Below are 22,552 nucleotides of genomic sequence, written 5' to 3' on the forward strand. Positions count from 1 at the left end.
GATTAAGTATTTTGAGAGCTGTTCTGCAAAGTCCGTTGTGCGCATGTTCGTTAAATTTTTGGAAAAATATCGATATAGTTAATATTCAGTTTTTCAATAAGTTCAGGGTACATACTGGTAGTAATCCTTATATAAGTATTTGTGGATTTAATAGACATATGTCCCAAGTATGTCGATAAAATTGGTAATGAAGCGTACATGTCAATGTCTTGTTTTGCCATCTTTGCCATTGAAGTAACAGCAAAAGTATGCCGAAGGTCATGTATTCTAGGATAGCCACTCTTCGTTGCTCCTTGAAGTTTCATTTGGTCCAAACATTGATGGAAGTAATCATGAATTCCGCCGTCTAGTTTTTCTCCTTCCTTGCTAGAGAAAAAGAATATTGACTTATTTTGTTTTCCAAGAAAAATTGCTCTTTCCTCTTTAAAAGATTTGCAAACTTGAATCAACGATTTAGAAATTGGAATTAACCTTTCTTGACCATTTTTAGAATCTTCAATCTTTATAAAGCCATCGATTGTATTGACATTGTCAATTAGAAGGTTTTTTGCCTCGCTAATACGTATTCCGGTCGCATACAAAATTCTCAATAGCATTGGCATATTGAACAATAGATAATTTGGGTTTCTTAATTTTAACCTTAAAAGGTCACAATACTTAAATAGTTCGTTTATTTCAGCTTGGGTAAAAATATAAGGTACGAAATCACTAGGGGGGTAAGGAGGAAGTACCGGTTGAAATGAAATAATATCCAAATCAGAAATAAAGCTGGATAATCTGGCAAGCATTGCAACTCTTAAATATCTGTATCGTTTTGATTCATGAGGTCTTTGTTCACCCCATAGTTCGGCGAACTCCTTAGTAATTCCTGGACTCTGTTGATTAGTTTCAGCAGCAAATTTGTCAATCTGAAACATCATGTAGGCATCTTTTTTAGCCTTATAACCCATTTTTATTTTATACTCTATGTATTTTGTAATATAATCACCATAAATACTAACATAATTTCTATTCATAAAAAATACCTCCTCTTTGATAGTAAAATTCTTTTGATATTTGGGGTACAGAAAGAGTACATGGAAGCATGGATTTTAAATCTATTCTAAGATAGTACCTGGAAGATTCTTGACTGGAGTGCCCATAAATTTGGGTTATTACATTGATACTAGTAGCATTTTGAAGCATTTCAAAACCTAAACTATGTCTTAGTGAATGCGGTCCAAATTTGCGATTCTTAGTTCTCAAACCAACTTTAATTATTGCCCTTTGCACTATATGTGTTACAGTATTTGAATTTGTGAATTTGCCATATGGTGGTCTTGCAAGAAGTAAAATAAATTTTTTTTCGCCAGATTTTTTTCTGCCATATTTAACATAGTCTATAATTGCATTTCCTACGTCAGATAACAATGGCAAACTAAGTTCATTCAAGGTTTTATGCTGAACTATAGTAATTATATTTTTTTCCCAATCTATATTTTCAAATTTCAAATTGCAAATGTCACTTGCTCTCAAGCCATATCTACTAGCAAGCATTATTATTAAATAATTACGTTTTCCCTGGGATGTGGTTCTATCAATAGATTCCAAAAGAATTTTCATTTCTTTCTTACTATAAACAGAGGATATTTTAGGTCGAGAAACGTGTTTTACCTTAGGTATTTTTCTAGAAATATCTCTGGTGTGATAACCTTCTTCGTATAAAAATTTTATAAAACCTCTAATTGCTGTAATCGCAATTGTCATATTAGATTTAAACGGGCAGTGCATTTGATTTATATAAGTAAGCAAAAATGCAATATCTATTTTGTCAACATTGTTAATTTCTTTGGTCTTGCAATATTTATTAAAATCGAACAGGACCCTCTGATGACTGTGTAGGGTGCTTCTAGATCTTCCTTTCGAGGCTAGATAAAAAATAAAAGATGATATAATGGTGCCAATAGGCCCATCAAAAGTAAGCGGATATTTATCGGGTAGTTTACGGGTATGTTCTAGGGTGTTATTTTGGTATTTAGTAAGAATTCTAATTGCTATTATGGATGTTTGTTTAGAATAATCAGATGCGATAAGAAAGTATGACTTTAGAAAGGCGTTGCCCACTTTTTGATTGTAGAGAGGTATTTTATTTTCATACATAAATTCTTGTAGCTGTTTCCAGTGCCTTTCATAACCTAAGATTGTTTTTACAGCATAACCTAATTCTTTCTCAAGATGATTAGCGGCATTTTTTCTGAGTGCTATAAAATCTAAAAGTTTCTTTCTCATTTTAATCGTGGGTTTTAATTAATAAGAAATAAACTTCATGGTTCAAATTTTTACATTCATTTGGTATATGACTAAATTGCATATAATTAATCCAAAAAATTTTCGGTACTATCAAGAAATTATATTTGTATAAAATATATTTGTATACAATTATATCTGTATAAAATATAATTGTATACAAATATTTTTATATTGAAATATATTTTATCGCACGATATTTTATCGTACGACATTTACATCTAACATAATTCACTTAAATGTATAATTATGTAAAAATATGATATAATGTAAAATAATTATATCAAAAATAACAATAAAAATGACAAACGAAAGTTATTTTGGAAAGAAATTAAAAGAATTAAGACTTGAAAGAGGGTACACTCAGTCTGAACTTTCCAAGATTTGTGATATAAGTCAGGCTCAAGTTGCTAGATATGAAAAAGGTGACCATATGCCTACCAAACGAATTATTAATAAAATAATTAATGGCTTAGGTGTGGATTCTGAGTATTTTTCCAATCTTACAGAAGTTTCAAATTCTTCACTTGACGCCGACTACCAAAGGTTAAGGGATTCTTTGATAAACCCGGAGGATAAACTGGTTTTAAGAAAGATATTGAGAGGTCTGTATTTAAATACACAAACCAAAATGGTTTACAATGAGTCTGAAGATTCCTATTCTTAAATTCTAGACACTAAAAATCCTTTTGCTTAATTGATTATTTTTTCTTCATACCGCTGGTAAATTTATCTTTAGATACCCCTAATGGCATAAGAACATGATACCACATACAGTTTAAATCGTATCGGACAATTCTAAAACTTCTTATATTTTATATTAAAGCATTTTATAAGGTTCAAATTAATGGCCTGTTCTAAATATACCGGTATATTATATTAATTTTTTTAATTTTTGGTTGTAGTTGAAATTTTTAATTTTCCAATTGTCATCCCTATCTATTGAGATTAATTTTTTACGTTGCAGAACATTGATTATGCCCCAAATGTTCGAATCTTCTAAATCGTTATTGAATATATGCCGATAGATAAGTGTTTTACTTTTGAGTTGTACGATTCCAACAAGCACTTTTAACTCAGTTTCTGATAATTCTTTGAGTGCTATTTCTACTGTTTTGTAATTAATTGATTTATTGTTATAATTTACTGAAAATTCTTTACAGTGTATACAAACCTTATGATTTAAACGGATCAGTTCGTAGTAGTCCTCTCTATTTTTTGCCGTATATTTTATGTAAGAATTACAAAGTTGACAGCTATTTAAAGTTATTAGGCATTTAGAATTGATTAATATTTTATCTAAAGTTTCATTTGATTCTTCAAATGGATTAAAATCAATAAAATCTAAAAGATTGTATTTGAAATCATCATTTTCGAAAGCCCAATATTTGATTATCAGAACCATCAATGACTCAGGAAGTTCGGTGGAAATTAAAATTTCTTGTTTATAATCGGTTGAACGCATTCATAAATATAATGACATATATGTCATTATAAAAATGATTTAATATTAAGACTTTCCATCATTCTATGGGAAGTCAATTACATAACGATTTATTATTACTTCAAATCTCCGCAGTTCTGAAGAAAATCAGGCATTCCCGTGGGTTGACCCAAGAAGATGTATACAACGACACTGGTATTCATATTTCAAGAATGGAGGCTGGCCATGTGAATTTCACTATAACTACCCTACAACGGTTATGTGAGTATTTTGAGGTCAGTTTAGTAGATTTCTTTAAAAATGTTCAAAAACATGGCAGAACTTAAAATTTCTTGAGTTTATGTTTTCAATTTATATGCTAAAGCTTTGTATTATACATTACTTGGGTAGTAGTCATTCCAGAGGTCTTAATTAAAATCTTAATCGATGTTTTTATATCTTTAAAGAATTATGCAAAGTTATTTTTTGGCTAAGGCTTAAGGTGTGGGTGTTTTAAAATTTTGTTTACATAATATAAAGCTTTGCATAATGCACATTATGCGAATATTTACATAATGCTCATAATCACCCATCTGGTACATTAAGACCTAGTGCTGCGGACAAACAGATCACCCAGAAAATAAAAGTTGCAAGCGAAACTTTAGATATTAAAGTGTTGGATCATTTGATCATTACCCAAAAAAGTTACTATAGCTTTGCAGATGAAAAAATTCTATAGATGTTATTGATATATACACATAAAATAACACCACGTCTTACCTATATCATGAGGCATATCTTTGTGAATATATTAGGCATTGAGCTTGATTTTACCACTAAGGTAGAGGAGTTTATAAAGCATACCGGACCAAAAATAACGTATACAAAACAACCACTACAAAACGAATTTTTTGTTCGTAGTAACGAGTTGCTTTTTGAACAAGGTATTAATGATATTGAATTAAATATTGGAGCTTGGGAAGATGAACCTTGTTTTTTTCAAGCAGGGGAGCGTAGTAACCTACCGTTTGATATTTTTGCCGCTAGTTTTTTTCTGCTTTCAAGGTATGAAGAATACCTGCCGCATGTAAAGGATATTCATGGTAGATTTTCTCCGAAAGATAGTATCGCCTTCCAAAACGGATTCCTTCAAAAACCCGTGGTAGATATTTGGGCTCTTAAATTATTGGATGCGTTAAAAGAACGTTTTCCAGATTTGGAATATAAGGGTAAAACCTATGATTTTGTATCGGTAATTGACGTAGCAACTTCACACTGTTATGCGAATAGAGGTCTTGTTCGCGGTTTGGTAGGCATGCTAATGGACATTGGGAGATTCAAATTTAAAAGAGTTTATGACCGTATAGCAGTAGGTTTAAATAGACAGAAAGATCCCTATGATAATTATGCTGAATTAATTGCCTTGCATAAGAAGTATAATGTAAAATGTAATTTCTTTTTTCAGTATGCAGATTATTCAAAGTATGATAAAAACGTATCTATCAACAGTATTAAATTTAAGTCGCTTATAAAATATGTAGCTGATTACGTGCCAGTATCATTGGCGGCAAGCTATAGTTCATTTTCTGATCTAGAACTATTAAAGAAAGAAAAATCTAATTTAGAAGTGGTCATTAATAGACCTGTAAACAATTGTAAAATGCGATATAATAGGGTCGATGTGCCTCAAACGTATCGTAATCTTATTGCGGCAGAATTTACCAATGACTACACTATGGGGTATACCTTTGAACTTGGTTTTAGGGCAGGCACCTGTACACCATTTCAGTTTTATGATATTCCATTAGAAGTAAAGCAGCCTATAAAAGTGCATCCGTTTGCGATTCATGATATATCACTTTCAAAAATTAAGAAAGACCAAGAAGTATTGCGTCAGGTGCAAATGATTACTAATGAGGTTAGAAAAGTTAATGGTACGCTTATTACGATGTTCTCTAATGAGGTTTTAGGTAATAAAGAAGATAGAGATTGGATGAATGTGTACACCGAAGTAATAAAACAACAACATGTTTAAAGGTAAAGTAACAGATATTTTTTTCGATTTAGACCATACCCTTTGGGACTTTGATCAGAACTCGGCACTTACATTTAATAAGATATTCAACGAGCAAAAAGTTGAAGTAGACTTAGAAGATTTCCTAGAAGTATATGTACCTGCAAACCTTAAATTTTGGAGGTTGTTTAGAGAAGATAAAATAACAAAATCCGAATTACGGTATCAACGCCTTAAATCGGTTTTTGATACTATGGGGCATCCTGCTACTGATGATTTAATTCATTTATTATCCGAAGAATATATTAATCATTTATCCTCATTCAACACTCTTTTTCCTAATGCTATTGAGGTGTTAGATTATTTAAAACCTAAATATAAACTACACATTATTACCAACGGTTTTCAAGAAGTTCAAGATAAGAAGCTTAGAAACTCTGGTATTCATAGTTATTTTGATCAGGTTATAGACTCTGAAATGGCGGGTGCTAAAAAACCTAATCCGGTCATCTTTAACTTGGCTTTAGATAAGGCTGGTGTGTTGCCAGAAAAGTCGTTAATGATCGGTGATAGTTTAGAGGCAGATATCATGGGTGCCAAATCTTTAGGTTTTTATACCTTACACTTTAACGCCCACAAAGAAGAAAGTCACAATATTGCTCCTATTATTTACGATTTGCAAGAAATAAAATCCCTTTTATAGAGTTACTATTACTATAGACATCTGTCTATATGTTTTAATCTATGAAGAGGTGATGAAAGGGGTACGTATTCTGGTAATGGTTTTGGTAGGTCTGCTACTGGTAACGTCTTGTTCAGAAGAACAAGATTTTGACCAAATAGATGATTTAGCTATTACCCCAAGTTATGAAACAAGTATTTTCTATGTAAAGGCTCAAGAGACATTGATTAATAGGGTAGAAGGATTAAGTTTTTTTACTCAAGATTTTAATTTTGATGCTTTCGAAGAACCTTTTTTTGCAGAAAGGGTTCTAGCAGGAGTGCTGACTTACGAGTTAGAGAATACGACCAGTAAACCTATAGAAATTAGACTAGAGTTTTTAGACGAAGCCGAAAATGTATTGGATACCGAAGTTTTTAGTATGGATGCTGCACCAACGGCTATTCTACAACGAGATGTAGCATATGGGACAACAGGTAAAAGCCTAGATATTATAAAAGCGACCTCAGAAATAAGGTTGACAGCTATAAATTTAGGTGATAACAGTAGCTCTTCTACTTTGCCAGATCCTGCAATAGTGCTTCGTTCTAGCGCTCAATTTACTTTAGATATACGATGAGATTATGCCATTGCTTTTTTATAGCTGGCGTATTGCTTACTTTGAGTCTAACAGCTCAGAATAAGCAAATTCTCTATGATTTTAATGAAATACCACAATCCCTTTCTATAAACCCCGGTGTAGAATCTGATTTTAAATGGTACGCAGGTGTACCTTTATTATCAGGTATTTCTGGCTATGGTGGTTCTAATGCTATTTCCGTCAATGATATTTTTGCCAATGATGGCATTGATATTAATATAAAATTTAGAGAGCGTGCATTAGATGTTCTTACTCCTAAAGATGAGTTAAGTACAACGATACAAATGGATTATTTGAATGGCGGATTCAGAAGTGAGAATCCGAATGTTTTTTATTCATTTGGCGGATATCTTGAGTTTGATAATATAGGTTACTGGCCACAAGATTATGCATACCTATTATATGACGGTAATGCGGATCAATTGGGTAGAAGATATGATTTGGGCGATTTGAAGGTTCGTGGTTCTTTGGTGAATGTTTTTCATTTCGGTATCAATAAAAAAATAGATCGTAACCTAACCATTGGTGCAAGAGGAAAATTGTATTCGGCCATTGCAGATTATAGTTCTTCAACCAATAATGGGCATTTGACCAATGTAGAAGGGCAGAACAATTTAATTGCTTCGAATTTAAATGCTGATTTGCTTTTACGCACATCTGGACTGCGAAGTTTAAGAGATGCCAATAATGATGATGCTCTTGCAAATGAAATTGTTAGTAGAGCACTTTTTGGTGGTGATTTAGGTTTGGGGGTAGATGTTGGGTTTACATATCACCTTTCTGAACGTACTACCGTTACCGGTAGTTTATTGGATGTAGGGTTTATATACCATTCTGGTGATTCTAAAAGCTATAGCCTAAAAGGAAATACATCTGTGGAAGGTATTGAAATAGATGTTTTAGACAATTTTGCAAGCTTGGATAGGGATTTTTGGCAAGACTTAGTCGATGAAATTGAGGAGGCAGTGCCTTTTGAGACCGATACAGGTAGTTATATCTCGTTTAGACCCACAAAACTATATGCTTCTATAAGAAATGATTTTGGTGAGCCTGTAGGTAACGGTGGGTCTCAAAGTTGCGATTGTACAGCCGGATCTTCTGGTGGTGGCGAATTGCGTACCAAGTATCGAAATTCTGTGGGTGGGCAATTATATATGATTAATCGACCAAGAGGTCCGCAAATGGCTCTGACCGGTTTTTATATGCGCAGAATAGGTAATGTTTTAGCACTTAAAGGAACATATACCGTAGATAAATTCAGTTCTACTAATGTAGGTTTGGGTATGAACCTGCAAGCCGGACCTGTCAACTTTTATCTTATGGCAGATAACTTATTATCTTATAATAATATAGCGGCAACAAACTACGCTTCATTTCAATTCGGATTGAATATTATTTCTTGGGGGCGTAATAAGTAGTATATCTTCTTCGCTACTTTTTATTTTTTTGGCATGCTTTTTTCATATATTACCGTGAATTTAAAATTTACAACGTTTTGAAAATAGTTATCGCCTTAGTATTCACTTTTATAGGATTTTCTTCTTTCGCACAAACTGATTTAGATGATTATAAATATATCATCGTTCCAAAAAAGTTTGATGCTTTTAAAAATATGAACGAACACCAAACAAGTACGTTGATAAAATATCTTTTTACCGGTAAAGGTTTTGTTACGGTATATGACGACCAATTACCTGAAGATTTGAAATTTAATAGATGTATAGGTGTTGTGGCAGATTTGCAAGATGATAGTAGTATGTTTTCTACAAAGACTATCATCAACTTAAAGGACTGTAATGACAAAATCGTTTTTAGCACCATGCAGGGCATTAGTAAAGAAAAGGAATATAAGGCAGCCTATAGCGAAGCTATTAGAGAGTCTATGCGCTCATTTAATGGTATGAATTATAATTACACAGCCAAAGAAAAAAAGGATGAAGCTGTTACGGTTAATTTTCGAAATGACGTTAAAAAGCTAGATGAGTCTAAAGCCCATAAGGTTTTACAAGTAGAAAAGGCAGCAGAAGAAGTAAACGTAAAAAGAGCGCCTACAGTAATTTCTGAAGAAACGGAGAAAACACAGTATTATAAAGATAATACTCCAGTTGAGTCCAACATTAAAAAGACTGAAACTCAGAAGCCTGCTTTCAAAAGTCTAGAGGTTAAAAAGCCTTCATCTAAAGATATGTGGTATGCTCAGGCAACCGATAATGGATATCAGTTGGTAGATAGCTCGCCTAAGGTTAGAATGAATTTATTAAAAAGCTCAGCTGACAATGTCTTTATGGCAAAAACCGATACCCAAAATGGTATGGTATACCAAAAAGAGGGTAACTGGATTTTTGAATATTATGAAAATGATAAACTAGTTCTAGAAGAACTGAATATCAAATTCTAAAAGTCATATTTCGCTTTCCACCGGTTTTTTAGAAAATCGCTAAGGGCTTTTTCTCTGGCGTTATTCCCAGGTTTATAGAAGGTAGTACCCTTAATTTCATCGGGTAGAAACTCGGCATCTACAAAGTTGTTCTGGTAATCGTGGGCATATTTATATTCTTGTCCGTAACCCAAATCTTTCATTAATTTGGTAGGTGCATTTCTTAGCGGCAATGGTACAGTCAAATTCCCAGTTTGTTTAACCACTTGTTGCGCTTTACCGATTGCCATATAACTAGCGTTACTTTTTGCTGAGGTCGCAAGGTAAATGGCACATTGACTTAATACTATACGCGCTTCGGGGTAACCAATAGCAGTAACAGCTTGAAAGGTGGTATTTGCCATCACCAAAGCCGTTGGATTTGCCAAACCGATATCTTCTGATGCTGAAATAAGCATTCTACGGGCAATGAATTTTACATCTTCACCACCCTCGATCATTCGAGCCAACCAATAAACGGCTCCGTTTGGGTCGCTCCCTCTAATAGATTTTATAAAAGACGATATAATATCATAATGTTGCTCACCTGTTTTGTCATACAGCACAGTATTTTTCTGCACTTTAGATAATACCAATTCGTTGGTGATGACAATGTCGTCACCTGCTTCAGAATTAACTACAAGCTCAAAAATATTCAGTAATTTTCTACCATCACCGCCAGATAAACGTAACAAAGCTTCCGTTTCTTTAAGTTCGATTTTTTTAGACTTTAGCAATGTGTCTTTCTCCATTGCCCTTTTTATCAGGTTTTCTAAATCATCTTTTCCGAAGGCATTTAAAATGTAGACCTGACAACGAGAGAGTAGGGCAGGTATTACCTCAAAGCTTGGGTTTTCTGTAGTAGCACCAATTAACGTAACCCATCCTTTTTCAACAGCTGCCAAAAGAGAATCTTGTTGAGATTTACTGAAACGATGTATCTCATCAATAAATAAAATGGGGTTTTTAGCAGTGAATAATCCCCCAGCTTGCTTCGCTTTATCGATTACTTCCCGAATGTCTTTTACACCACTATTGATGGCACTTAAAATATAGAAGGGTCTTTTGCTTTGCTCAGCAATAATGTTAGCTAAGGTAGTTTTACCCGTGCCAGGAGGTCCCCAAAGTATTAATGACGGAATAATACCCTTTTTTATTTGGTTCGTTAGCGAGCCCTTTTCACCCACCAAATGGTGTTGACTAATATATTCGTCTAATGTTTTAGGCCGTACGCGTTCTGCTAAAGGTTCGTTCATAGTACAAAAGTATACTAAACTTAAATGAGAATAAAAAAGTAAAGTGCCAATTGATTGTTAAGTAAGGATTGGAGTGACAATATGACCAATTTGTAAACGTTGGTAGTATAATTGTTATTCAAATACAAAATCTAGCTCATGTCTGAAATGGGACATTATAAATTTTCAAATAAAGTAATTGCTATTCCGCTATTAGCAATGATTTTAATATGGGGCGTATATTGGGTAGAATTGAGTTTAGGGGTTAATTTTAATGAGTTTGGGATTATGCCCAGAACACTACTTGGTTTACGTGGTGTAGTGTTTAGTCCGTTTATTCATGGTTCTCTAGAGCACCTATATAACAACACTATTTCATTAGCAATTCTATTGTCAGCCTTATGGTATTTTTATAGAGATGTCGCTTGGAAAGTAGTTTTATACGGAATACTGTTATCAGGATTTTTAACATGGATGATTGGACGTACATCGTACCACATTGGTGTAAGCGGACTCATATATGTGCTAGCGAGCTTTATTTTTTTTAAGGGGATATTTAGTTCTTACTTCAGATTGGTAGCCCTCTCGTTGATTGTTGTTTTTATTTACGGAAGCATGCTCTGGTATATATTTCCAGTAAAAGAAGGAATGTCTTGGGAAGGACATTTAGGAGGTTTCTTAACCGGATTGTTTTTAGCTAAAGTCGTGAAAGCACGCATACCACCAACCAAAAAATATGAATGGGAAAAGGAAGACTTTAAAGAGGAAGATGACCTGTTCTTGCAATATTTTGATGAAAATGGAAACTTTAGAGAATTACCAACGGAGGAAGATACCGATGAAGAAAGTAGTTTAAAAATTAACTACATCTTTAAAGAAAATCCTGAAAATGAATCGAAAATATAATGTTGAATTACAAACGCTGGCGAACTGCTTCGTATAAAAATACGGCACATGCCACAGAAACGTTTAATGATTCTATTTCACCAAGTAATGGCAACTTAGCCCTGTAATCAGATGCTTTTAAAATAGAAGGTGTAATACCACGATCTTCAGCACCCATAACAATAGCAATAGAATCGGTAAATGGAACATCATAAACAGAATCATCTGTTTTTTCTGTAGCCGATACAATTTTAATACCCGATGCCTGTAAATAGAAAACGGCATCTTTTAAATGATCAACCTTTGCAATCGGCACTCTATATGCGGCACCAGCAGAAGTTTTAATGGTATCTGCAGTTACAGGAGCGGCACCTTTCTTTTGAACTATAATACCATCAACACCCGTACATTCGGCAGTTCTAATAATAGCTCCGAAATTACGTACATCTGATAATTGATCTAGTAATAAAAATAAAGCCGGACCTTCTTTTGCATTTGCCTTTTCAACCAAATCTTCAAGGGTATGAAATGCGATAGGGGAGATGTTAGCTACAGCCCCTTGATGGTTACTTTTGGTAAGCCTATTTAATTTTTCAATAGGCACATAGACCATATTGATTTCATTTCGACGCAATATACCTTCCAGTTCTTTCATAAGGTCTCCTTTAAGACCTTTTTGAAGAAATACCTTATCTATCTCTTCATTAGAATTGACAGCTTCTATAATGGCTCTTAGACCATAAATTTGAGTGGTTTTTTGCATGGGGCAAAGGTAAATAAAAACCGCCCAACATTTGTTGGGCGGTTTTAAATAATAAGATTAATTATTTTTTAAAAATTTACAGGTCAATAGCCAAGATTGCGGGGTGGTCTTTTGCATAGTGGTATGCCCTCCAGAAAAAACCTTGCGCAGAAAATTTCCAAACAATCTTACCTTCTTGGGTAACTTCCCAAATACCAAAGTCACCTTCGGTAATTAATGTGTTACCGTTTGGTAGACGAACAGCTCCTGATACTTTAGGCGCATACAATTCTGGGTCGGTAAAACTCCAAAGTACTTCTGGTTGATTAAGAGCAGGTATAGTGTTTTGAGATAAATCAGCTGGTAGTTGAAGTTCATAGACTGTAGATTGCTCTAAATCACCACCATTTGTATAAACAAGTATCTTGCCCGGTTCAAAAAGATTAGGATAATGATTGTTGACGAACAGTCGTTCTGTAATATTATCATTTTGTGTAGTAGGGTTTCCAAATCTGTAGACCAAATCACCACCCCTTCCAAAATTGCCGCCAGAGTGAGATATCGCCTCATTGCTATTTGTAGAATGATCTATTACCCAAACTTCACTGTAATAGTTGACACTGAGGTATATTAAATCATTCGAGTCGTCATAGCTTATACCATTAGCGTGCATAATGTTACCATTTGTGGCTTTGACATAATTCAGGTTAATTAATTGCGGATTTTCTTCAACACTGCCGAAATTAAGTTTAGTGTCATCAAAATTTTGAATTAAATGGTCTTTTGAATGCCATTCCCATACGATTTCATCGGTGGTTGGGTTTATTTCTATTATTGATTCAGGATAAATGGCATTGTCAAGTTGATAACCATTTTCAATTGCTTCTTCAGCTGACATTTTCTCCCATGCAATTGCTAATATGTTTCCATTTGGTAATAGTTCAACATCATGGTGAGATCTATGTTCCGTATTCGAATAATCAAAGTTCCATATAGCTTCTCCGTTTTTATTTATAATTTGTATTATTCCCCCTTGACCTCCAAATGCAAACTCCGGATTGTCAGATTCAAGTGAGGCTAATAATGTACCATCATTTAATAAAATAACGTCATTACCAATTTTGCGATCACCTAATGGCCAATTATAAATTAAGTCCGCATTTTTATCCATTAGATATACACTATTTGCAGCGGCATCATTTACTAGAATATAATGGTCTTCTATTAGTGCTTGGTTGTAAAAGGTAACAGTACCTAATTCTCCCGTTAATGTTTGTACGGAATCAATAGGTGTTTCTTCATTTTCTTCCTCGGTAGTTTCTGGGTTCTCAATTTCTTCTTCAGAGATTTCAATACTGTTATTATCATTAGAACAAGATGAAACTACGGTACATAATAAAAAGAAAAGGGTAATTTTTAAATCTGTAATGTTTAACTTAATCATAAGTAATTTTCTTTTTTTTGTTACAAGATAATATCAATTTTTTGTTTTGTAATAGTAAGTTCCAATGGTTATGAATAGTTAGTGGTTTTTTAATTTTTCAGGAATTTTCAAATAAGATTTTGATTTAGCTTTCTCCATTTCCTGTAATTGTTCCTCACCAAATTCAGATTTATTGCCATTAAAAGATACTTTCCATATTTTACCTTGTTTTGATTCGGATATAAAAAGTGATCCATCAGGTCCTTCAGCTAAACCCATGGGCCTATATTTTGCATCTGGCATTGTTACAATGGTATCTTTTCCTGCAAAACCATCTGCAAACACTTCCCATTCACCTGTTGGTTTTCCGTTGTTAAAAGGAATGAATGCAACAATATATCCTGCTTGTGGATAAGGAGTTCTATTCATAGATCCATGAAAAGCAATAAATGCACCTTGCTTATATCGTTCAGGAAACGCATCACCTTTGTAAAATAGAAGGTCATTAGGTGCCCAATGTGCAGGCAGGCCCATGATAGGATTTTTATAGTCAGTAGCTTCTTTTTTACCATCACCACCATATTCTGGCGCAATTAGTTTTTTATTTTTAAAATGATCATAATAACTATATGGCCAACCAAAATTATCTCCTTCTTCAATTTTCATAAATTCTTCTGAAGGTAACACTGCTTGGTCCCATTTGCTGAAGTATTGTGGAGCATGATTATGCAGGTAATCACGACCGTGCTGTAAACCATACAGCGTATTGTCTTCATCGTTCCAAGAAATGGCTACCATACTTCGTATTCCGGTGGCATACAATTGCCCATCTTGTTGAGATTGGTTCAATCTGTTTTCATCAAATTTCCAAATACTGCCAAGAACTTCAACACCAGGGCACGGGTTCATTCCTTTAATTTGACCAACAGAATTAGGATCTTCACACGCATTGGTAGGTGCGCTAAATGTTACGTACATATTTCCTTTTTTGTCAAAAGCCAATGATTTGGCATTGTGCCATCTTTTAGGAAAGTAATCTGTTAGTATAACTTCAGGGTTACCTTCAGGAATTAGTTGATTTGTGTTTAATTTTTGCCGGTAAATTACTTGTTCAGAACTAAAATACAAATAGCCATTATGTATGCGCATTTCTGTAGCGAATGTTCCATCATTTGGATAGTTGCCAAATCGTTGTTTTATATCGGCAACTCCATTACCCGATGTGTCCCGTAATGCCATGTTGCCATTTGTTCCATTTGGCTCTCTTAATTTGGCATAAATGTCGCCGTTTGCATTAACTGCAATATGTCTAGAAGGTCCAATACTATCTACAACTACTATAGCAGAAAAACCTTCTGGAAAAAAAAGGTCGCCATTGATCACCAAATCTTCGTTTAATACTTTAGTTGTCTCAATAGTTATAACAGGATTTACTTTTTTTTTATCTGAATTATTCTTACATGAAATTTGAAGTAATACGAAACAAAGAAGTAGATAACGCGTCATTATTTTTATGAGGTTTATTTTTGTATAAAAACAGAAATATAGATTTGCTGTAAGATTGAATACTTTTTAGAATATTCAATATAATAAAACCTTTTCAATTGAAAATGGTTTAAATGAAAAAAGGGTGTAAACCAAGTTTACACCCTTTTTATTATTTATTAACTAAGAATTTAGTCAACACAGAAATCAATTGCGATTGCACCAGCAGGTGGATTTAATCCTGAGTCAGCAGCTACATTTCCATTAGGCGTTACTATTGTGAAAGATATTTCACCATAGGTGTCACCAGGAAATACCCAGTCTGCAGTTGTAGTTCCTACAGGAATATCTATAGTTGTTGAAGCGCTGGCATCACCAGGCGTACAATCATAAGGTGAAGCTTCATAAGGTGAACACATTCCTACTTCAAATACGGTACCATCGTTTAAGGTAATGGTAATACCAGGACCACCGTTACCTACTGTTTGCCATCCATCTCCGTAAGCATCTTCCATGTTTATTGTCCACGTTCCAGGAGTTGGAGGAATTGGAGGACAAACTAATGGAATGGTATAGGTAAAAGGAGATCTAAAATAAGACCCGCCAGATACGGTACTATTCAAATTAGTGCTGGTAAAAGCTCTTCCATCTGTAAGATTTAATACATATCTTATAGTGAAAGAGTCACCACCCGTGTAATCACTTGCTGTTAAGCCTGAGGCTGCAGCTAATTCACCTAAAGTAAATGTAACAGTAGTGCTTGGTAATCCATCATCATTCGTTGTGAAAGCTGAAGCAGGTATAGTATTAATTAAAACCTCTGCAACAGAAGTAGAAGGATCGGCAGCACTATTGAATGCGCTATACACTTGAACATCTTGTAATAGACCTCCTTGTGCATTGTCTTCTACTTCGAATGTAGTTGATACTGATGCAGTTGGGTCTGAGAAGCTAAGTTCTTGTGCAGCTATCTCAGTGGCTGGAGTAGTCGATCTAAATACAGCACCACGGGTTACTTCATCGAAGACATCATCAATTGTCTTGTTGCTAGATTCACAGGCTAAGAAACCTGTGGTTACCAACGAAAGCATTAATAAGTTTTTAATATATCTTTTCATTTTTCTTTTTTTTAGTTTGATAATGGAAAACCAGAATCAGGGTTATTATCCCAGAAAACTTTAACGGTTACTGATTCTTTTTGTGTAACAGTGTTGTTGTTATTTGCATAAACTGCAGGATAAAGAAATGATCTTACAAATGCGCCAGGTTCAGGTTCTCTGTCTGCTTGCAAGTCACTTGGGTATCCAGTTCTTCTGTAGAAGTTATAGGCATCAATACCATTACCGAATAATGCAACGAAAAATTCTTTTGCAATTATGTTCAATTTTTCATCACCAACGGCAGCCTCATAAAGATCATCAACTTCAGCAATATAATCAGCAACATCTGTATCAGTTGGAGCAAGAGATAAATCAGCTCCGGTGTCTAAAGCTCCAAAAGCTAAGGTCTTATCCATTGACTTTTGAATACCGTTAGTTAAAAATGTTTTTGCACCAGCAGCATTATTAGTTGCGTAAGCAACTTCAGCTCTTAAGAAATCAACAGTTTGCGCTAAGAAAATTGGTGTAATACCAGCTCCACCTGCACCAGAACCTAAATCAATAGCTTCGAAAGTACTGTCGTCGAATTCACCACCAATAGGATAAACACCGTAAGTAGTTCTTAATTGACCATCAGGAGGTGTACCATCGTCATCTCCATGGTCTCTACCCCAATACCCGTTTGGTAAATTACAGAATGTAAATCCACCGGCTACATAATGAGGAGGTATAGGTTCAACACTACAAGATAGCGTTTGTTGGTTAGGTCCATCAGAGTCAGCTGCACCTGGTGTAGTTGCTGATTGTCTGTAGAAATAGTAACGAATTCTTGGGTCACTTGAAGTTTTATCATTATCCATGTAATTCATTAGCCAGTTACTAGTGTAATCTGCGGCTCCTTGTGGAGTATAGTTATCACCATAATCTGGATGTCTTGAATCTGGATTTACAACGTTAGAACCCCAAGTAAATTGAAAGTCTTCTGAAACAGATGTAATGTAGTTTCCACTTGTGATAATTGCATTAAAAGAACTAACGGCACTAGCGTCTACTAATCTAGTTTGTGCATAGATTTTAAGTTTTAATGAGTTAGCTAATTTTATCCATTTATCCCAGTCACCATCGTAATAGAAATCTACATCTGGACCAGCAGCGTTATCGGTAGTACTAAAATTACCAATAGCACTATCTAAAAGAGTTAGGGCAGCAGCGTAGATAGAAGTACCGGCATCTGGTGCAGGATTTAAATTGTCGATACCTTGAACTGCTTCAGAGTACGGAACATCACCATACATATCTACAAGAGTTACCATGGTAAATGCTTCAAATACTTGTCCCATACCGATATGACGTTTGAAATTAGCTTCTTCGGCTAAAATGTTCATTGCTCTAATATCGGTTAACATAGAGGAATATGCAGTTTCCCATTCGCCATCTTGTGAGGCGGGAGAGTATGCTTGTTGGTACAAACGTGTACCCATGTTTTCCATTCTCACTAGTGCAGCAGAATTTAAACCTACATCTTCGTTGAATCTTGCGAATTCTTCTTGAACCTTGTTCAGATATCCATCTGGGGTTGCTTGTTCAGGACTAACCGCATCTGGGTCAGTAACTAAATTAAGTTCAGTAGTCTCACACGAAAGGACAAGCCCAGCGGAGAATAAAGTTAGAACTACGTTTTTAATAAATATTTTCATTTTTTTAATTTTTTAAAATGTTGCTTTTACAGACATACCGAATCTTCTAGAACCTGGGCTATTGATAAAATCAAAACCAAGTGCATTACCTACACCAACTCCAAGATTTTCAGGGTCAAAATTTACACCTTTAGGAACATTGATACCTCTAAACCATAAGTTTTGTCCGCTTACAGATACGCTTAAAGAACCAAAAGGAGTCTTTTCTAACGCTTTACTAGGTACAGAATAACCTAATCTTAATTCTCTTAAACGAATTGTGCTACCGTCATAAACTTGTAGTTCATTTGGTCCGAATGCAACGTTACTGAAGTAATAATCCGAGTTGTTGATTTGTATATCATTTACTGAACCATCTGCCTTAACACCAGGTAAAATGAAAGTAGAAACACGATCTTGGGTATCTGTTGTTAAACCTCTACCTACTAGTGCTGATATCGTACTAGCGTATACATCACCACCATGTCTGTAAGAAATATCGAAGTTAAAAGAGAAGTTTTTGTAATTGAAACCATTACTTACGTTAAGTCTCCAATCTGCATTAGGATCACCTATTTCGAACAATCCATTTTCTTCTACATAACTACCTGTACTTGCAACTACTTTGTTACCATTATCGTCTCTTAATACTCTACTTCCTAAAATTACACCAAAAGGTCTGTTAGGTACGGCGAAGTTAGAAAGATCAGTGAATAAACCACCAATGTTAATGTTATCGGTATCAGCACCCAAGTCGATTACAGTAGATTCATCTGCAGTGAAGTTACCAGTTACGTCCCAGCTAAAACTACCTGGATTTTCGCTACGGAATAAAGAAACACCTAAATCTAATTCAATACCTTTCGCTTGAACTTCACCAATGTTGGTTACGGTTGTAGCATAACCCGTAGATGGATCTAAAGGTTGTTCAGATATTAAGTCAGTAGTAGATTTTTTATAAACCGAGACATCTAAAGAAACTCTATTATTTAAAAATCTTGATTCAACTCCAAATTCAACTTCAGTTAATAATTCTGGGGTAAGACCTGGGTTTGCTAGGTCATCATCAACAGTGATCGATGAAACCAAATTACCACCAAGAAGGAAGTCTCTAGTATCTAGTACCGCTTTAGAAGCTACCGGGTAACCTGTGGCGAAACCTGCAGAAGTACCATAACCTGCTCTTAATTTTAGGAAATTAAGTCCGTTTTGTGATTGTAAGCCATCGATTAAAGCAGTTGGTAAAATAGATAAACTCGCAGAAGGGTAAGTTATTGAATTTTCAATAAAATTCGATACCCAGTCATTTCTAGCTGCTAAAGTTAAATAAGCAAAATTGTCATAACCAAATTCAGCTTGTGCATAGACACCCATGATATTTTGTGTACGGTCGCTTTGTAATGGATCGCCTACTGAATTCAGTAAAGATGATTGAGTAGCAAAGTTATAATGCTTAAACACACCGAAAATTGACTGTTGATCACTAGTAACCCCTTGTCTAGAGAATTCTGTTCTTCTTGAAGTAGCACCTAAGTTAACGTTCATGTCTAACTTTTCAGTTAATTGCCACATACCATTAATTTGTGCAGTATGATCCCAAATAGTGTTTTTGTTATCATATGTTTGGTATCTACCTTGTATGTATCCTTCAGCACCACCTTTGTTTTGGCCAATTTCGTTACGTTCTGTATAGAAATCAATACCAGTTCTAAAAAAGGCGTTAATGTTGTCATTAATTTTATATGTGAATTGAGCACTACCGAAAACTCTATTTGTTACCTGGTTGGCAAATGCATTTTCTGCAGTCCATCTTGGATTTTGAATATCGTTACCACCTCTGTAGTAAACACTGCTGCCATCAATAGGGCTTTGAAAAGGAAGACCCATTAAATCAACACTTCTTGGAGTAAAGAATAAATGACCAAATACGGATGCGCCCGCACCTGTAGAACCATTACCTAAACTTGCAGAAATTGGAGGCGATTTTACATCACTTTTAGTAAAGTTCATCGTACCGTTTACAGTAAATTTATTGCTTAATTCAGCTTTACCACCAACACTAATAGTAGTTCTCTGTAATTTGTTGCCTGGGGTAAAACCTTGGTCACTTAAATTACCAAGACTGGCGCTATAAGAAATTTTTCCATCTTCAGAAGATCCAGTTGCGTTTACTGAGTTGTTGGTAACCGTTCCTGTACGGAAGAAGTTCTTAACACTATCATATGCTTTGTACTCATATGTTTCACCTTGAAATTCAGGGAAAGCAGCACTAACACCTGCATTTACAGAATACGGATGATTAATTAAAATTGTACCGTCAGTTGTTGTACCCGCGTAAGCAGATCCAAAACTACCAGGTTCATCTATACCGAAATCAGGTCCCCAGTTACTAAAAAAAGCACCATAAGCTTGATCAAAACCATTACCATACTGATCTTGATAATCAGGCAATGTAGATACTTGATTAAAGAAAACAGAAGATGTTACCGTTATTTCAGATTTCTTTTTACCTGTTCCTGCAGCACCTGCTTTGGTGGTAATTAAGATAACACCATTTCTACCAGCAGTACCATACAAGTTAGCCGCAGCTAAACCTTTTAATACGTTTACATTAGCAATGTTGTTTGGGTCTAAATCTAAAAATCTACTAGAACCTACGTTCCCATCAATGGCAGAACCTTGTGCATTAGTATCAGAACTAAAAGGAACACCATCAACAATAAATAAAGGTTGATTAGAACCAGAAATAGAGGTAAAACCACGAATAATAATGTTAGTAGCAGAACCTGAAACACCACTGGCAGCATTAATTAAAACACCAGAAGCCTTACCATTAAGTACTCTACCTACATCACCTTCTGCTTTTTGCTCCAAGTCTTCTTCACCTACAGAAGATACAGCATAACCAAGAGACTTTTTCTCTCTTTTAATACCTTGCGCGGTAACAACCACTTCTTCAAGTGCTTGGGCATCTTCTTCCATAGTTACATTTACAGTACTTGATGCCCCAACTGCTTGGCGAACTGCTTTCTGTCCGATGTAGGTAAACAATAATGTTTGACCTTGAGCGGCTGAAATTGAAAAGTTACCATCAAAGTCAGTTTGTGTACCAGTTGTGGTACCTTCGACTACAATGTTAACACCGGGCAAAGGAAGCCCTCCTTGATCAGTAACCGTACCGGATACTGTTTTTTGTTGTGCAAAAGAAATATGCACAACTAACGCTAGTAGTAGCGTTAACAATCCATTTAGTTTTGTTCTCATTTTTAAATTATTTGAATTAGCTAGCAGCAAACATCACAATAATGTGTTAATAAAGCAAGAGAATTTTAATAAAACTTTAAGAAGATGTTGTAAAATTAGAAGTTACAGATAAAACACGATCCATATTTAAAGTTATATAATTCGATAGGTATTTTTTTGTCATATTCGTAATTCTGTAGAAAATATCAGAAAAAGCTGCTATTTATTCAATTTAAATTATATCTGTATTGATTTGATATTTGTGTTATTTTTAAGAGCACAGCAACAATCGATATTTCTGGATAATAGTTGTAGAATTAAAAAAAAATAAAAATAAATGCATCTTGGTTTGAATGTTAGTGAAATATTACTACATTTGCCGACCCTTAAAGTAGGGGTAATTTTTATATATTATTATAGTATGCCAACAATATCACAATTAGTACGAATAGGAAGAGAGACGATTACTAAGAAGAGTAAATCGGCTGCTTTGGATTCGTGTCCTCAAAGAAGGGGTGTTTGTACACGTGTTTATACTACCACACCGAAGAAACCAAATTCAGCTATGAGAAAAGTAGCAAGGGTTAGGTTAACAAACGGTAAGGAAGTAAATGCTTACATTCCAGGAGAGGGTCACAATCTTCAAGAGCACTCGATAGTATTAGTAAGAGGCGGAAGAGTTAAAGATTTACCAGGAGTTAGGTATCATATTGTACGTGGTGCATTGGACACAGCAGGTGTGGCCGGTAGAACACAACGTAGATCTAAATATGGTGCTAAACGCCCTAAGAATTAATTAAACTTGTTTAAAAGGAAGTAATGAGAAAAAGACAGGCAAAGAAAAGACCACTTTTACCAGATCCAAGATTTAATGATCAGTTGGTGACACGTTTCGTCAATATGATGATGTGGGACGGTAAAAAATCAGTTGCTTTTGGTGTTTTTTACGATGCAATAGATATCGTAGATGCAAAGAAGACCGATGAAGAGAAAACGGCTTTAGAGCTATGGAAGGACGCATTAAGTAATGTTATGCCTCACGTAGAAGTTAGGAGTAGAAGAGTTGGTGGTGCAACATTTCAAATTCCAATGCAAATTAGACCAGACCGTAAAATATCAACAGCTATGAAATGGTTGATTAGTTATGCAAGAAAACGTAACGAAAAAGGTATGGCTCAAAGATTGGCCGGTGAAATATTAGCGGCTGCTAAAGAAGAAGGTGCGGCAGTTAAGAAAAGAACTGATACGCACAAGATGGCTGAAGCAAACAAAGCATTCTCTCACTTTAGATTCTAATCGGAA

The 22,552-nt window shown here is 34.8% G+C and carries 20 protein-coding genes and 1 pseudogene; 11 read left to right on the plus strand and 10 right to left on the minus strand.

The window, feature by feature from the left end; translation table 11 throughout:
• Positions 1-50: 50 nt before the first annotated feature.
• Positions 51-1,016, minus strand: a complete 966-nt coding sequence (locus tag CLV90_RS05365; protein ID WP_133686459.1) for a tyrosine-type recombinase/integrase — start codon at positions 1,014-1,016, stop codon at positions 51-53.
• The gene (locus CLV90_RS05370) at positions 1,009-2,268 is read right to left on the minus strand and encodes a tyrosine-type recombinase/integrase (RefSeq protein ID WP_133686460.1); all 1,260 of its coding nucleotides are present in this window, start codon (positions 2,266-2,268) and stop codon (positions 1,009-1,011) included. The genes CLV90_RS05365 and CLV90_RS05370 overlap by 8 nt, the downstream gene beginning before the upstream one ends.
• A 319-nt stretch (positions 2,269-2,587) precedes the next feature.
• Here CLV90_RS05370 and CLV90_RS05375 point away from each other — a divergent pair, with 319 nt between their 5' ends.
• Positions 2,588-2,953, plus strand: coding sequence for a helix-turn-helix domain-containing protein (locus CLV90_RS05375; protein ID WP_133686461.1), 366 nt, complete (start codon positions 2,588-2,590; stop codon positions 2,951-2,953).
• A gap of 207 nt (positions 2,954-3,160) precedes the next feature.
• Here CLV90_RS05375 and CLV90_RS05380 read toward each other — a convergent pair whose 3' ends face one another.
• The gene (locus CLV90_RS05380) at positions 3,161-3,751 is read right to left on the minus strand and encodes a hypothetical protein (protein ID WP_133686462.1); all 591 of its coding nucleotides are present in this window, start codon (positions 3,749-3,751) and stop codon (positions 3,161-3,163) included.
• Positions 3,752-3,816: 65 nt separating this feature from the next.
• Between CLV90_RS05380 and CLV90_RS05385 the strand changes: the two genes are divergently transcribed.
• The 7 genes and pseudogenes from CLV90_RS05385 (at position 3,817) to CLV90_RS05415 (ending at position 9,443) form a co-directional block, all read left to right on the plus strand.
• Positions 3,817-4,056, plus strand: coding sequence for a helix-turn-helix domain-containing protein (locus tag CLV90_RS05385; RefSeq protein WP_133686463.1), 240 nt, complete (start codon positions 3,817-3,819; stop codon positions 4,054-4,056).
• Between the two features lie 230 nt (positions 4,057-4,286).
• Positions 4,287-4,448, plus strand: a pseudogene (locus CLV90_RS05390) (JAB domain-containing protein); the annotation flags it as partial.
• Positions 4,449-5,744 (plus strand): polysaccharide deacetylase family protein, encoded by a 1,296-nt coding sequence (locus tag CLV90_RS05395; RefSeq protein WP_133686464.1) that lies wholly within the window; start codon positions 4,449-4,451, stop codon positions 5,742-5,744.
• Complete coding sequence (locus CLV90_RS05400; RefSeq protein WP_133686465.1) at positions 5,737-6,426, plus strand: YjjG family noncanonical pyrimidine nucleotidase; 690 nt, start codon at positions 5,737-5,739, stop codon at positions 6,424-6,426. Before CLV90_RS05395 ends, CLV90_RS05400 begins: the two co-directional genes overlap by 8 nt.
• A 52-nt stretch (positions 6,427-6,478) precedes the next feature.
• Entirely contained in the window at positions 6,479-7,024 is a 546-nt protein-coding gene (locus tag CLV90_RS05405; RefSeq protein WP_133686466.1) for a hypothetical protein, read from the plus strand.
• Positions 7,021-8,463 (plus strand): DUF5723 family protein, encoded by a 1,443-nt coding sequence (locus tag CLV90_RS05410; RefSeq protein WP_133686467.1) that lies wholly within the window; start codon positions 7,021-7,023, stop codon positions 8,461-8,463. Before CLV90_RS05405 ends, CLV90_RS05410 begins: the two co-directional genes overlap by 4 nt.
• 77 nt (positions 8,464-8,540) lie before the next feature.
• Entirely contained in the window at positions 8,541-9,443 is a 903-nt protein-coding gene (locus CLV90_RS05415; RefSeq protein ID WP_133686468.1) for a hypothetical protein, read from the plus strand.
• Here CLV90_RS05415 and CLV90_RS05420 read toward each other — a convergent pair.
• Complete coding sequence (locus tag CLV90_RS05420) at positions 9,440-10,717, minus strand: replication-associated recombination protein A (protein ID WP_133686469.1); 1,278 nt, start codon at positions 10,715-10,717, stop codon at positions 9,440-9,442. The two genes, CLV90_RS05415 and CLV90_RS05420, sit on opposite strands and share 4 nt — an antisense overlap.
• A 138-nt stretch (positions 10,718-10,855) precedes the next feature.
• On the opposite strand from CLV90_RS05420, the gene CLV90_RS05425 reads away from it, so the two are divergent.
• The gene (locus CLV90_RS05425) at positions 10,856-11,602 is read left to right on the plus strand and encodes a rhomboid family intramembrane serine protease (protein ID WP_133686470.1); all 747 of its coding nucleotides are present in this window, start codon (positions 10,856-10,858) and stop codon (positions 11,600-11,602) included.
• A gap of 7 nt (positions 11,603-11,609) precedes the next feature.
• On the opposite strand, the gene rlmB is transcribed toward CLV90_RS05425, so the two are convergent.
• From rlmB to CLV90_RS05455, 6 genes are all read right to left on the minus strand, one after another.
• Entirely contained in the window at positions 11,610-12,344 is a 735-nt protein-coding gene (gene rlmB / locus CLV90_RS05430) for a 23S rRNA (guanosine(2251)-2'-O)-methyltransferase RlmB (protein ID WP_133686471.1), read from the minus strand.
• Between the two features lie 76 nt (positions 12,345-12,420).
• Positions 12,421-13,767 (minus strand): arylsulfotransferase family protein, encoded by a 1,347-nt coding sequence (locus tag CLV90_RS05435; protein ID WP_133686472.1) that lies wholly within the window; start codon positions 13,765-13,767, stop codon positions 12,421-12,423.
• Positions 13,768-13,845: 78 nt separating this feature from the next.
• A complete protein-coding gene (locus CLV90_RS05440) occupies positions 13,846-15,252 on the minus strand; it encodes a PQQ-dependent sugar dehydrogenase (RefSeq protein ID WP_133686473.1) in 1,407 nt (468 codons plus the stop codon).
• A gap of 170 nt (positions 15,253-15,422) precedes the next feature.
• On the minus strand, positions 15,423-16,349 hold the full coding sequence (locus CLV90_RS05445) for a hypothetical protein (protein ID WP_133686474.1): 927 nt from the start codon (positions 16,347-16,349) through the stop codon (positions 15,423-15,425).
• A gap of 11 nt (positions 16,350-16,360) precedes the next feature.
• Positions 16,361-18,028, minus strand: a complete 1,668-nt coding sequence (locus CLV90_RS05450; RefSeq protein WP_133686475.1) for a SusD/RagB family nutrient-binding outer membrane lipoprotein — start codon at positions 18,026-18,028, stop codon at positions 16,361-16,363.
• 12 nt (positions 18,029-18,040) lie between these two features.
• Complete coding sequence (locus tag CLV90_RS05455; RefSeq protein ID WP_133686476.1) at positions 18,041-21,271, minus strand: SusC/RagA family TonB-linked outer membrane protein; 3,231 nt, start codon at positions 21,269-21,271, stop codon at positions 18,041-18,043.
• A gap of 400 nt (positions 21,272-21,671) precedes the next feature.
• Between CLV90_RS05455 and rpsL the strand changes: the two genes are divergently transcribed.
• Together rpsL and rpsG are read left to right on the plus strand one after the other, a co-directional pair.
• Positions 21,672-22,046 carry a 30S ribosomal protein S12 gene (rpsL, locus tag CLV90_RS05460; protein WP_027064832.1) on the plus strand — a complete coding sequence of 125 codons (375 nt, stop codon included), beginning with the start codon at positions 21,672-21,674 and terminating at the stop codon, positions 22,044-22,046.
• A 23-nt stretch (positions 22,047-22,069) separates the two neighbouring features.
• Complete coding sequence (gene rpsG / locus CLV90_RS05465) at positions 22,070-22,546, plus strand: 30S ribosomal protein S7 (RefSeq protein ID WP_133686477.1); 477 nt, start codon at positions 22,070-22,072, stop codon at positions 22,544-22,546.
• Positions 22,547-22,552 lie beyond the last annotated feature (6 nt).

It is taken from the genome of Maribacter spongiicola, assembly GCF_004364165.1.
GTDB lineage: Bacteria > Bacteroidota > Bacteroidia > Flavobacteriales > Flavobacteriaceae > Maribacter > Maribacter spongiicola.